Below are 12,872 nucleotides of genomic sequence, written 5' to 3' on the forward strand. Positions count from 1 at the left end.
GGGTCTCCCCGGGCCGCGACGGGCATGTCAAGGGCTGGTAAGGTTCTGCGCGTTGCTTCGAATTAAACCACATGCTCCACCGCTTGTGCGGGCCCCCGTCAATTCCTTTGAGTTTTAACCTTGCGGCCGTACTCCCCAGGCGGTGTGCTTAAAGCGTTGGCTGCGACACCGGAAAGCTAGGCTTCCCGACGTCTAGCACACATCGTTTACGGCGTGGACTACCAGGGTATCTAATCCTGTTTGCTCCCCACGCTTTCGCGCCTCAGCGTCAGTCTCGGTCCAGATGGCCGCCTTCGCCACCGGTGTTCTTCCCAATATCTACGAATTTCACCTCTACACTGGGAATTCCGCCATCCTCTCCCGAACTCGAGTTCTTCAGTCTCAAATGCAGTTCCCAGGTTGAGCCCGGGGCTTTCACATCTGACTTGAAGGGCCGCCTGCGCGCCCTTTACGCCCAGTAATTCCGAACAACGCTAGCCCCCTCCGTATTACCGCGGCTGCTGGCACGGAGTTAGCCGGGGCTTCTTCTCCCGCTACCGTCATCATCGTCGCGGGCGAAAGAGCTTTACAACCCTAAGGCCTTCATCACTCACGCGGCATTGCTGGATCAGGCTTGCGCCCATTGTCCAATATTCCCCACTGCTGCCTCCCGTAGGAGTCTGGGCCGTGTCTCAGTCCCAGTGTGGCTGATCATCCTCTCAGACCAGCTAAAGATCGTAGCCTTGGTGAGCCTTTACCTCACCAACTAGCTAATCTTACGCGGGCTCATCCTTAGGCGATAAATCTTTGGTCCGAAGACATCATCCGGTATTAGCTCAAGTTTCCCTGAGTTATTCCGAACCTAAGGGCAGATTCCCACGCGTTACGCACCCGTGCGCCACTAGACCCGAAGGTCTCGTTCGACTTGCATGTGTTAGGCATGCCGCCAGCGTTCGTTCTGAGCCAGAATCAAACTCTCAAGTTAATGACCGACCATCGGCGCCCGAGGGAAAACTCGAACATCCAAGGCCGGCATCTCTGGGAGCCGTTCCTGCACAAATACATATTACTGTGGATATGTAAGAGGACATTGGAACGGCTTAGCTTTAACCGATCAACCAGAACCCAGAGGTTCCCGGTGACCGGAGCCGCCGCCCACATGTCCCTTCATCTAAACCGACAATGTCAAAGAGCCGACGCCTCACCTCCCCCGTTTTAATCCGGGGCACCGGAGTTACCGATTGATGAGACGCGAACGGGTTGGGCCAAGTGACCGTGCCCCGTCGGTGAAAAGCCATATATGGAGGAGCGTTTCCGCCGTCAATGACTTTTTTCTGAAAACTTTTTGAAGCTTTCGGTCGGCGACGCTGATCCGAGGATCTTGTCGGCCGGTCAGAACCATTTGGGAAGGGCGAACCCAACCTTCAAGTACCTGATCCGAAATTTCGAATTGTTTTCAACAGCTAAGCCGCACTTCCGCGTGGCCTTGCCGATGGCGGCCATATGGTCGGGACGAACCCGGCCGTCAAGCCGCTTTTCGAAAAACTCTATTTTCAAAGATGCCGAAGAGAGGCTCCGGAGCGGCCCGAGCCGCGTGCCTTAATGCCTGCCTTCGAGGCTCTAAATGGGCGCGCAAAAATGAGCTTCAAGAGCCCAGCCGTCAAAAAAGTGAAGGCAGCTCAAATGCTTGGCAGAGGCGGTGTCAGGCGCTCTGGATATAGGCCCGCATCGCCTCCGCTTCCTCCTCGATGCGTGCAATCCGCCACGCGACGAGGTCGCCGATCGACACGATTCCAACCAGCCTGCCGCGGTCCACGACCGGCAGATGACGGATTCGTTTGGCGCTCATCTGCGACAAAGCGGCGAGAATCGGCACGTCGGGCGCGACGGTGATGGCGGGAGTAGTCATTACCTTGTCGACAGGAAGGTCGAGCACCGCCCCACTCTCGCTCTCGAGGCAGTAGACGATGTCGCGTTCGGAGAGGACGCCGATCACCTCGCCGTCCCGAGTCACCGGCAGCGCGCCAATGCGATTCCCGGCGAGTCTCGTCACCGCCTCGCGCACTGTGCTCCCCTGTTCGATGCTGATCACGCTCTCGCCCTTGCGGCCGAGTATGGCGGCTATGGTCATGCCTCGCTCTCCTCGCCGGCCCTTTTTACACGAGTCGGGTTGATGATCCTATGGCCTGCCGCCACATGGGCGCGATGCCGAGACACGATCCCGTCCCGCCGCGCCGGCCGGAGCCCCGCCAGACGGACCTAGAGCGCACCGCGCTCGCCTGGACGCGCTACAAGAAGCTGATGTCGTGGATGGCGATCGCTGCGGTGGTCGCGGTACTGCTCGCACTCATCTACTTGAAGAGTTCCGGCGGGCCGGTGCCAATCCATATGATCATTGCCACGGTTGCGGGCGTCGGTTTCTCCGTCCTGCTCGGTACGGCGCTGATGGGGCTCGTCTATTTCAGCAACAATAGCGGCCATGACGACGCCGCCACCAGAAGGGACGACAAGAATGACTGAAGCCGAGCGCCGCGAACCGATCCTTCGCGTGGTGCCGCGCCCGGGCGATATCAACGCCAACGGCCACATCTTCGGCGGCTGGGTGCTGAGCCAGATGGACATCGCCGCTGGCATCATCGCGTCGCGGGAAGCGCAGGGCGCGGTCGCCACCGTCGCAATCGAGGCGATGGAGTTCATCGCCCCGATCCTTCTTCACGACATCATTTCCATCTACGCGCAGATCGAACGGATCGGCCGCACCTCCATGGGCATTCGCATCGAGGTGATTGCCGACCGCGATCGCGGCGAAAAGCAGGTGAAAGTCACCGAAGGCCTCTTCACCTTCGTCGCGCTCGATGAGAACAACCGCCCGAGGCCGGTGAAAGGCTGAAACGAAAGCGCCTCCGGAACATCCGGAGGCGCCCTTCACCGTCAGTGAAAACGGCTGCTTCTTAGAAGTCGACCTGCGCGCGCAGAGCGACGCTGTTGACGCCGTAGCTGCGCTCATCCACCGGCTCGGTCGAGGTCGGCTTCACGGCTGCCGCGAAGGGGCCGCCTTCCACCTGCGTCCGCGTATATTGCAGCAGGAAGCGGACATAATCTTCCGGGATCCAGATGAGGCTTGCCTGGTATCCGGTCTGGATGCCGCCGCGGCTGAGGCTGTTGGACGGAGTGAATAATCCGGTCGTGAAGTTGTTGGTGAAGCCTTGCTTCAGCTTATCGCTGTCCAGATCGAGATAATCGTAGCGGGCATTGATCTGGAATGCGCCGGAGCCACCCTTGCTGAAGGGATTGAGTACCTTCGTCCGATCCCACGCGCCGTTCTTGTATCCGCGCGTCTCGCCGGTGAGGAAATAGCCTGCCTCGGCATACCAGCTGAAGAAGCTCGGATCGCCTGAAGGCACCAGTGCCGTGTTGGCTGCCGAAAAGGCGTCAAGGCCGGTCGCGACGTCGCCAGTCGAATAGGCATTGACCTTCGTCCACTGCGCTTCGCCGGCGAGGTGCAGCGACTTGAAGATGCCCCCCAGTTCGACACCGTAGATGTCGTCACTGCTCGCGGCGAAGCTGCCGGTGTCCACGAACCGGACATCGGTCGTCTGTAGGAACGGCCGTGCACGGTAGCGGGCGAGTTGGTTCGTCGACGGAGCACCGGTGGAAGAGGAGGCTGTGCCGCCGTTGTTTGATTGGAACTCGCGGTGCTGGAGATTGGCGCCGAGGTGTAGGAGGCCGCCCAGCGCCTGCGGCGAATAGGTCGCCCGCGCGGCGCCGATCCAGCCGTCATTGTCGAACGACGCGTCGATCGAATGAGCTGCAAAAATGCCGGCATTCAGACGCGCTATGTTGGCCTTGTCGGCGAGCCCGAACGAAAGGCCGATACGGCGCGTGTGGCCGAAGGCGTCGTTCATTTGCGCGCGTTCAAGGAAGCTGATGAAGCGCGAGCTGGTGATCTGCTCCAGGCTTTCAAACGTCTCGTGATTGCCAATCGTCAGCGACCAGGGCTTCCCCTTGGGCGCATAGGTGATGATGGCATCGCCAAAGCCCACAGCCGAATTGGCGAAGTCCATCTCGAACTTGTAGCCGAAGTCGCCGGGGATGGTGCCCTCAGCGCCGAGCCGGATTCGGCGGACACGAGTGTTGAAGCCGAGGTTCCGACTGTTGATCCGGTCGTCCGGGTTCTCAATGAAGCCCACATCGTACTGGATGCGGCCGCGCGGTTTGAACGACCAGCCGGCCTCCTTGTCCTCATAGAGAGGGGCGCCCTTCCAGCCCGGAGTGACCACGCCCATCTGCTTCTTCAGTTCATCGAGCTGCTGCTGCAGCGCCTCGACCTGCGCTTCGAGAAAGGCGGCCTTGGCTGCGGCGCCTTCCGCGTCGAGCGGAGCGACGGCCTCTTCCGCGGGAGCAGCCTCAGCCTGCGCAAAGGCAGGCGATGCCAGCATGAGGGTCGAGCTGCCGGCCAAGAGCGCCAGCGTGAAAGCCTTCGTCGTCATTGATATAGTTCCCCAATCTTCTCCGCCCCGATGCGGAATATGACGGGCGCGTGATGCTTCCATGACGCGCCCGTTTCACTTTTGTGACAGCGGTTACTTCACTGATGCGAAGTTCATCGGTGCGAGCGACCGCGCGGCCTGGGCGTTGCGCACCCTCACCGGGTCCGGCGCCGCGATCATGCCGCGCTGCACGAGATAGCCGCCCTTGCCCCAGGTCGATTCCTTCGCAAATTCGGCGACGTAAGCGCGAATGCCGGGAATTGCCCGCGCATGTGCATTCTTGACGTAGATGTAGAGCGGGCGTGCGCCGGGATATTTGTAGCTGGCGATGCTATCGTAGGTGGGCTTGACGCCGTTGATGGCGATCCCCTTCAGCTTGTCCGGATTTTCCTCGAGGTATGAATAGCCGAAGATGCCGACCGCACCCGGAGTTGCGGCGATCTTCTGAACGATCAGATTGTCATTTTCGCCGGCTTGAATGAAGGCGCCATCTTCGCGCACGCCGGTGCAGATCGCCTTGAATTTGTTTTCGTCGCTCTTCTTGAGCGCTGCCATCGTGGGGTTTGCTTCGCAAGGCGGAGTCATCAGCAGCTCGCCGAGCGCGTCGCGCGTACCGCTGGTGGGCGGCGGTCCGTAAATCCGGATCGGGATCGCCGGCAGCTTGCCGTTGACGTCCTTCCAGGTCTTAGCACGGTTCGGCTTTCCGAATGGCGTCTTCGCGACCGCCATATAGACGTCCCGCTGGGTGAGGTTCGCAAGCGGCCCGTTCTTCGCCATACCGAGTGCAATACCGTCCATCCCGATTTGGATCTCAGTGATCTGGGTGACGCCGTTCTGCGCGCAGAGCTTGGTTTCCGACGCCTTGATACGGCGCGATGCGTTCGCAATGTCGGGAAAGCGCGCACCTATGCCCGCGCAGAAAAGCTTCATGCCCGCGCCCGTGCCGGTCGATTCTATGATCGGCGTTCCCGCCTTCGGATTGGCACGCGCCATGCGTTCGGCGACAACCTTGGCGAAGGGATAGACCGTGGAAGAGCCCACTGCGCGAATTTGCGTGCGCGCGTCAGCTACTGTTGGCAGCGCAATCGAGCCGGCCAGCAACGCGGCCATGGCGATACGGCGATTGAACATGAAGAAAAGCCCCTTGCATCAGAACGGGCGACATGCCCGCCTCGCGCCGGGATTTAGGATCGCCGCGCGTCGCTTCGGTGACTCTTCCGTTTCGGATCTGTGACAAAAGAAAAGGGCGGTAATCCTTAAGACCGCCGCCCTTCCTGGTCACTGCTTGTAGAACCGCTCAGGCCGCCGGAGCGATCTCCGCTTCGCCTTCGTCGTTGCGCGGGCGGCGGGTGCGGCGGCGGGGGGCGCGCGGCGCTTCCTCAGCGCCGCCCTCAACTACGGAAATCGCGGGCGGGAGCACTTCGAGAGCGATCCGCTCCTCACCGGCTTCTTCCTCACGGCTTTCATTCTGGTCGCGATCGTCGCGGTCGCGGCGGGCACGCTGCGGACGGCGGCCGTCGCCATTGCGGAAGCCGCGCTCGCTCCGGTCGCCGCGGTCGGCACGTTCGAAGCGCTGCTCGCGCTCCTGGCGCTCCTCGCCTTCGTCATCACCGCGATCGTCCGAAGCGTTCACCGCCTCGTCCTGATCCTCATCCTCATCGGACATATAGTCGTCGCGCTGGCGGCGCTGGGCATTCTGCTCCTCGAAGCGGGCACGGCCTTCGCTCAGGACGCGGAAATAATGGTCTGCGAACTGCAGATAATATTCCGTCTGAACGCGGTCGCCGGCAAGCTGCGCGTCGCGGGCGAGCGCCTTGTACTTCTCATGAAGCTGGGCGGCATTGCCGCGCGAGCGGTTTTCCTGGCGATTGCCGGGGTTGGGAGAATTGTTTGGCGAGCGGGGCCCGCCGCCACGACCGCGCCTGCGGCCGTTCTGACGATTGTTGAGCAAACTTTAGTCCTCGTCAAAGGTGGTCGTATGTAGCCACTCCATGGCCGGGCCCTTCCCGGCCGTAAAAATCTGCACGACACCAACAGGCTGGCAGCCGCAAACGCGGCTCCTGCCTCCTCACGCTAGGAACGTCCGGAGACGCCAGAGCAGTCGGGGGTCGGCGACGGTAAGCCTCACGCATTCCATGCTGTGATTGGCCCCGTCCCTGGGCCCTATGTAGCTAGTCAGTATGACAAATCCAAGTAGAAATATGATTATCTAAATCAACGTTCTACGATCAGGCAGCGCGCACGCCCGCCAAGGTCATGTTTCACCCTTACCTTTAGCCCTTCTGCTATGAACAGGGCCCTAACAGCTTCTTCCTGGCCGACACCGATTTCGAAGCAGGCGATGCCGCCTTCTGTCAGCAGTTCGCCGGTCATTGGAGCGAGGCGCCGATAGTCGTCGAGGCCCTCCGTGCCCGCGAAGAGGGCGGAGTGCGGCTCCCACTCCTTTACGTCGCGCGGAAGCTCGGCAGTGTCGTCGATGTAGGGAGGATTGCAGAGGACGAGGTCGAACCGCTCCTCCAACCCATCTATCCAGTCGCCGATGCGGAACGCCGCGCGGTTTCCGAAGCCGAGCCGCTCCGCATTTCGCCGCGCAAAGTCGAGCGCCTCTTCCGAACGATCGATGCCGATACCTCTTGCCTGATGCCATTGGTCGAGCGTCGCCAGGAGCAGAGTGCCGGGCCCGGTGCCGAGGTCCAGCACCGTCTTGGGGCCCGCTTTTCCGAAATGCTCCAGTGCCGCTTCGATCAGGGTTTCACTGTCCGGTCGCGGCACCAGAGCGCCCGGCCCGACCTCAAGCTCGATCGACCAGAAGGCGCGGCGGCCCGTAATATAAGCCACCGGCTCTCCCGCCAGCCGCCGCTGGACCAGCGCTTCGAAACCGGCAGGAACCGCGCCTTCGGCGCCTGAAAGCAGAAATTGCTCACGGCTGACGCCCGCCGCCTCCGCCATCAGCAGCTCCGCATCAAGCCGCGGCGTATCGCTCATCCCGGCAAGGCGCGCGGCCGCGGCGTTCAGAGCCTCGGCGATCTTCATCCGCGCCTTTATTGCTTATAACGGTCGGCGATCTTCGCCAGCCCGGCCTGCAGCTCCGCTTCGGGAAGCCAGCGGCCGTTGAGCATCACGCCAACGCGCCGCTGCACGTTCGCGACGTCGGCGAGCGGGTTGGCTTCGAGAAGGATGAGGTCCGCCCTGCGGCCTTCCTCGACTGTGCCGAACGCGTCCGGCGTGCCGAGGAACTGCGCGACATTCCGCGTCCCGGTCGTCAGCGCCTGATAGGGCGTGAGGCCTGTCCCGACGAGATAGGCGAGCTCGCGGTGGAGCGAGAAACCGGGAACATTGAACCACTGGGGCGCATCGGAGCCGAGCAGCAGCCCGGCGCCCTCATCGTGCAGAGCCTTGATCAGCTTGCCGCGAAGGGCCGCGTAGCGCCGTGCCTTGGCGCCATCATAGGCGGGGTCGCTCTGGATTCCTGCCCGCGCCTGCTTCCACTGCGCCAGCATCGCGCGCGGGACATATTTGAGCTCCTCCCGAGCCTCCATTTCCGCCGCCGAGGGCGTGGGAAGAAACACGTGATGGACGAGGCTGTCGGTGGGCACGTTCCACACGCCGGCCGCTCGGGTGCGGCGAGCGAGATCGGCAATCTTCCGCTCGTCCACCTTGTCGACCAGATCGGCGCCGAAGAAGCCCTGATCGCCGATGCTTTCGCCGTCGCGGAGCATCAAGGCCAGATAGCCGTCGAGATGGTCCACCGTCGCCTGCCCCGCCTCCAGAGCGCGGGCGAGCCCCACCGCTTCCGGGACATGACCGCCGAAGCTGATCTTGTGCTGGCGCGCCGCGGCCACGATCGCATCATATTCGGCGCGATCGAGGCCCGGATGGATTTTCATCGTGTCGTAGCCTGCCACCTTCTGCTCGGCGACCATGCGGGCGCCCGCTTCGGGCGAGGAAACGCTGTTGCCATTGAGCGACGGGCCTGACGTGTAGATGCGCGGAGAAACGATGTCGCCGCGCTCCGCCTTGGCACGAAGCTCGAGATGATGCGGCGCTCCGAGCATCGATCGGGCGAAGGTGACTCCGTTCGCCGCGTAGAGGAACAGCACGTCCTCGGTCCATTGCACGTCCGCCGGATTGGGCGGCACATGGGCATGCATTTCCGCGAGACCCGGCATCAGATATCGCCCCCGCCCTTCGACCCGGACGGCGCCGGCCGGAACGGAGATGCTGCCGGCGGGTCCGATCCGCTCGATGCGGCCATTGCGGACGATTACCGTCTGGCCGGGGATCAGCCGCTCCCGGTCCATCGGCACAACGGTAACGTCGGTGATCGCATAGACGCTTTGCGTCTGGGCCGCGGCGGGCGGCGAGAAGATGGCCGCCACGACCATCCAGAAGGCTGCAAACAGCTCGCGCATGTTCCTCCCCTTTGAAAAGCGGTGCGACATTCGCACGCCCGTCCGGACCTGTCGAGGATCAGCCGCCGTCGAGCTGCGCCAGCCGCTGCGCCTCGTCCTCGGCAACCAGCGCGCCGACCAGTTCGTCGAGATTGCCCTCGAGGATTTCCGGCAGCCGGTGGAGCGTCAGGTTGATCCGGTGATCGGTGACGCGCCCCTGCGGGAAATTGTAGGTTCGGATTCGCTCCGACCGGTCGCCGGAGCCGACCATTGACTTCCGCGCCCCCGCGCGCTCGTTCGCAAGCCGCTCCCGCTCCATCTCGTAAAGGCGCGTCCGAAGCACCTTCATCGCCTTGGCGCGGTTCTTGTGCTGGGAGCGCTCGTCCTGCTGGATAACGACGATTCCAGTCGGCAGGTGGGTGATCCGGATGGCGCTGTCGGTCGTGTTCACATGCTGCCCGCCCGCGCCCGACGAGCGGTAGATGTCGACGCGGAGGTCCTTATCCTCGATCTGGACATCCACATCCTCCGCCTCCGGCAGCACCGCGACAGTTGCGGCGGAGGTATGGATACGGCCGCCGCTCTCCGTCGCGGGCACGCGCTGAACGCGGTGAACGCCGCTTTCGAACTTGAGCTTCGCGAAAACGCCCTGCCCCGTCACGGAAGCGACGACTTCCTTATAGCCGCCGACATCCGAGGCGCTCGCGGAGATAAGCTCGATCCGCCAACCCTGCTGCTCGGCATAACGCTGGTACATGCGGAAGAGATCGCCGGCGAAAAGCGCCGCTTCGTCGCCGCCGGTGCCGGCGCGGATTTCCAGCATTGCGGAGCGTTCGTCGGCGGCATCGCGCGGCAGCAGCTTGAGCGCCAGCGCCCGCTCCGCCTCCGGAAGCTTCCGCCTGATCTCCTCGACTTCCTCGAGCGCCATCTCGCGCAGTTCGGGATCGTCCGTCATGCCGTTCAGCACTTCAAGCTCGGCGCGGAGCCGCCGCACCTCGCGCGCCGCCGCCGCGACGGGTTCGACCTCGGCATAGTCCTTGGACAGCTTCACGAACTCGTCGGGCGCGAGGTTCGGGGCCGACATCGCGTTCTGCAATTCGTCCTTCCGCGCTTCGATCTGCGCGATCCGTTCCGCGGATATTTGCATCATCGGGCGGCGATTGCCTCCGCAAGCGCTTCGATGGCGACATGCCTTTGCTCGCCGCTGCCGAGGTCCTTCAGCGCAGCCTCGCCTTTCGCAAGTTCATCGTCGCCGATGATGACGGCATAGCGGGCGCCACTCGCAGCAGCCTTTTGCATCCTTTTCTTCATGTTGCCGCGATAGGCCATGTCGCAGGCGAGCCCTGCCCGGCGGAGCTTGGCGGCAATGGTCATCGCCGCGGCTTCAGCCGCGAGACCCAGAGGCAACAGCGCCACGTCCATCGTCGCGGCTGCCGGCGCGGAGGTCAGCATCCCGAGCCGCTCGATGCCGCCCGCCCAGCCGATGGCAGGCGTGTGCGGACCGCCCATGCTTTCAATGAGGCCGTCATAGCGGCCGCCCGCGATCACTGCGCTTTGCGCGCCCAAGTCCTCGGTCACGAACTCGAAGGCGGTGTGGCGGTAATAATCAAGGCCGCGGACCAGCCGCGGATCGCGGGTCCATTTCACGCCTGCCGCATCGAGACCAGCCGTCACCTTGCTGAAGAAGTTGGCAGCCTCAGCCGAGAGATAATCGTCCACCACGGGCGCGCTGTCGACGATGGGAAAATCCTTATGCTCCTTGCTGTCGAGGATGCGGAGCGGGTTCTTTTCCAGCCGCTTGCGGCTTTCGTCGCTGAGGTCGAACTTGTGCCTGGTGAAATGCTCGACCAGAGCGCCGCGCCACGCATCGCGCGTCGCCGGATCGCCGAGCGTGTTCAGCTTCAGCTCCACGCGCTCCGCGACGCCGAGCTCGTCCAGCAACTGCGCCGCCATGCCGATGATCTCGACGTCGGAGGCAGGTTCGCCCGCGCCGATGATCTCCGCATCCAATTGGTGGAACTGGCGATAGCGCCCCTTCTGAGGACGTTCATAGCGAAAGGCGGGACCCCAGGCGGTCACCTTCAGCGGCACATATTGCTGCCAACCTTCGGTCAGATAGGCGCGAGCAATACCGGCGGTGAATTCGGGCCGGAGGGTGATGGAATCGCCGCCGCGATCCTCGAACGTGTACATTTCCTTCGAAACAACGTCGGTCGTCTCGCCAAGCGTCCGCGCGAAGACGGAGGTCGCCTCGAATACCGGCACCTCCACCCGCTGAAATCCGTAGAGCCGGCGCACGCGGTCGAATGCCGCTATAACGGCGTGAAACCGCTCCGCCGCCTCCCCCAGCATGTCCTGTGTGCCGCGTACTGCCTGAACTTTGCCACTCATTGCCCGCGCCTTAGCATTTTTGCGTGGCATGGAAAGCGGTTCGGCTCTAAGGCCCCGGCCCATCATGAACATCGATCTTATCCCGACCGGCGACAATCCGCCGGAAAGCGTCAACGTCGTCATCGAAGTCCCGGCCGGCGGCGAGCCCGTCAAATATGAGTTCGACAAAAAGTCGGGCGCGATCTTCGTCGACCGCATCCTCCACACGCCGATGCGCTATCCGGCCAATTACGGCTTCATCCCGCACACGCTCTGCGACGACGGCGATCCGCTCGATTGCCTGGTCGTCGCGCGCTCCTCCTTCGTTCCGGGCTGCGTCGTCCGCGCCCGGCCGATCGCTGTGCTGATCCTTGAAGACGAGGCCGGCGGCGACGAGAAGATCCTCGCCGTGCCGGACAAGAGCACCTTCCCTTATTATGAGAATATCGAGGAAGCGGATGACCTGCCGGCCATCGTGAAGCAGCAGATCGAGCATTTCTTCACCCACTATAAGGATCTGGAGCCCGAAAAGTGGGTTCGCGTCGGCCACTGGCTCGGCCGCGAAGACGCCTGCCGGATCATCCTGGAAAGCGTCGAAAACGCGAAGCGCGCCAAAGCCGCTTAACCTATGTAGCGCGGCGAAGCTGGACGCCGCGCAGGCGATCCTCCATCGACTTGTCTGGAAATAGATCCGGAGAGTCGCTTGCCTAATCTTCGCCCGCTCGTCCTTGCCGCCTCCCTTCTCGTTATGGGCTGCGCCACGGCCGCTCCTCAGACCGGCGTCGTACTGGTCAATTCATCAGCGGAAACGCGGACGCGCCACGCGCTGCGCATGATCGAGCGGCACAATCCAGCGCTCAACGCCGTGATTGCCGTCGATCCGACCGCGCTCGATCAGGCGCGGGCGGTGGATGCGCGAGGGGTTATCCCCGGCCGCGTCGCGGGAATGCCGATCCTGGTGAAGGACAATATCGAGACCTTAGGTCCGCTCCCTACGACTGCAGGCAGCCTCGCGCTGATAGACAATGTTACCAATCGCGATGCGCCGCTCGTGGCGCGGCTTCGGCAGGCGGGGGCGGTGATCGTCGGCAAGGCGAACCTCAGCGAATGGGCGAATATTCGCGACGACGACAGCATATCAGGCTGGAGCGCGGTGGGCGGCCAGACTCGCAATCCGCATGCGCTGAACCGCAACGCCTGCGGCTCAAGCACCGGCAGCGCCGTAGCGGTGGCGGCTGGCATGGTGCCCGCTGCCATCGGCACCGAGACAGACGGCTCCGTCACCTGCCCCGCCGCCGTGACCGGCATCGTCGGCTTCAAGCCTACGGTCGGCCTCGTGAGCCGCACCCATGTCGTGCCGATCAGCCACAGCCAAGACACGCCGGGACCGTTCGCCCGCACCGTTTCCGAAGCGGCGGCCGTGCTGACGGCCATGGCGGGCAGCGACCCCGCCGATCTGGCGACGAAGGACGCGGACCTTCACCGCACCCAATATGAGAGCGCCCTCTCGGCACATTCGCTGCGCGGCAGGCGGATCGGCGTGATGCGCTTTGCTACGGGCTTCGGCACCGACGCCGCGTTCGAAGAGGCGCTCCGCACGCTGCAGGCTCAGGGCGCGACTTTGGTCGACATCAAGGAATTT

Annotated in this window: 12 protein-coding genes and 1 rRNA gene; 4 read left to right on the top strand and 9 right to left on the bottom strand. The window is 63.2% G+C overall.

Going from position 1 to position 12,872, the window contains the following annotated elements:
• Both VGD10_RS01210 and VGD10_RS01215 read right to left on the bottom strand, forming a co-directional pair.
• A 16S ribosomal RNA gene (locus VGD10_RS01210) occupies nucleotides 1–964 on the bottom strand; the annotation flags it as partial.
• Nucleotides 965–1,681: 717 nt separating this feature from the next.
• Nucleotides 1,682–2,110, bottom strand: a complete 429-nt coding sequence (locus VGD10_RS01215; protein WP_331038967.1) for a CBS domain-containing protein — start codon at nucleotides 2,108–2,110, stop codon at nucleotides 1,682–1,684.
• A 74-nt stretch (nucleotides 2,111–2,184) separates the two neighbouring features.
• Here VGD10_RS01215 and VGD10_RS01220 point away from each other — a divergent pair, with 74 nt between their 5' ends.
• Together VGD10_RS01220 and VGD10_RS01225 are read left to right on the top strand one after the other, a co-directional pair.
• On the top strand, nucleotides 2,185–2,499 hold the full coding sequence (locus VGD10_RS01220; protein WP_331038968.1) for a hypothetical protein: 315 nt from the start codon (nucleotides 2,185–2,187) through the stop codon (nucleotides 2,497–2,499).
• On the top strand, nucleotides 2,492–2,869 hold the full coding sequence (locus tag VGD10_RS01225) for an acyl-CoA thioesterase (RefSeq protein ID WP_331038969.1): 378 nt from the start codon (nucleotides 2,492–2,494) through the stop codon (nucleotides 2,867–2,869). Before VGD10_RS01220 ends, VGD10_RS01225 begins: the two co-directional genes overlap by 8 nt.
• Before the next feature lie 61 nt (nucleotides 2,870–2,930).
• Here the strand turns inward: VGD10_RS01225 and VGD10_RS01230 are convergent, their stop codons facing one another.
• The 7 genes from VGD10_RS01230 to hisS form a co-directional block, all read right to left on the bottom strand.
• A complete protein-coding gene (locus tag VGD10_RS01230) occupies nucleotides 2,931–4,469 on the bottom strand; it encodes an OprO/OprP family phosphate-selective porin (protein WP_331038970.1) in 1,539 nt (512 codons plus the stop codon).
• Nucleotides 4,470–4,562: 93 nt separating this feature from the next.
• On the bottom strand, nucleotides 4,563–5,600 hold the full coding sequence (locus tag VGD10_RS01235) for a substrate-binding domain-containing protein (protein WP_331038971.1): 1,038 nt from the start codon (nucleotides 5,598–5,600) through the stop codon (nucleotides 4,563–4,565).
• A gap of 166 nt (nucleotides 5,601–5,766) precedes the next feature.
• Nucleotides 5,767–6,420 carry a DUF4167 domain-containing protein gene (locus VGD10_RS01240; RefSeq protein WP_331038972.1) on the bottom strand — a complete coding sequence of 218 codons (654 nt, stop codon included), beginning with the start codon at nucleotides 6,418–6,420 and terminating at the stop codon, nucleotides 5,767–5,769.
• Nucleotides 6,421–6,683: 263 nt separating this feature from the next.
• Nucleotides 6,684–7,502 (bottom strand): peptide chain release factor N(5)-glutamine methyltransferase, encoded by an 819-nt coding sequence (gene prmC, locus VGD10_RS01245; protein WP_331038973.1) that lies wholly within the window; start codon nucleotides 7,500–7,502, stop codon nucleotides 6,684–6,686.
• 8 nt (nucleotides 7,503–7,510) lie between these two features.
• Complete coding sequence (locus tag VGD10_RS01250; RefSeq protein ID WP_331038974.1) at nucleotides 7,511–8,881, bottom strand: amidohydrolase family protein; 1,371 nt, start codon at nucleotides 8,879–8,881, stop codon at nucleotides 7,511–7,513.
• Between the two features lie 58 nt (nucleotides 8,882–8,939).
• Entirely contained in the window at nucleotides 8,940–10,007 is a 1,068-nt protein-coding gene (gene prfA, locus VGD10_RS01255; RefSeq protein WP_414639488.1) for a peptide chain release factor 1, read from the bottom strand.
• Nucleotides 10,007–11,251: a histidine--tRNA ligase gene (gene hisS, locus VGD10_RS01260; protein ID WP_331038976.1), complete on the bottom strand. Its 1,245-nt coding sequence runs from the start codon at nucleotides 11,249–11,251 to the stop codon at nucleotides 10,007–10,009. Before hisS ends, prfA begins: the two co-directional genes overlap by 1 nt.
• 64 nt (nucleotides 11,252–11,315) lie before the next feature.
• On the opposite strand from hisS, the gene ppa reads away from it, so the two are divergent.
• Together ppa and VGD10_RS01270 are read left to right on the top strand one after the other, a co-directional pair.
• Nucleotides 11,316–11,855 carry an inorganic diphosphatase gene (gene ppa, locus VGD10_RS01265; protein WP_331038977.1) on the top strand — a complete coding sequence of 180 codons (540 nt, stop codon included), beginning with the start codon at nucleotides 11,316–11,318 and terminating at the stop codon, nucleotides 11,853–11,855.
• Between the two features lie 123 nt (nucleotides 11,856–11,978).
• The coding region (locus VGD10_RS01270; RefSeq protein ID WP_331038978.1) for an amidase family protein at nucleotides 11,979–12,872 on the top strand (894 nt) is incomplete at its 3' end.

The sequence above is a fragment of the Allosphingosinicella sp. genome, from assembly GCF_036402135.1.
GTDB lineage: Bacteria > Pseudomonadota > Alphaproteobacteria > Sphingomonadales > Sphingomonadaceae > Allosphingosinicella.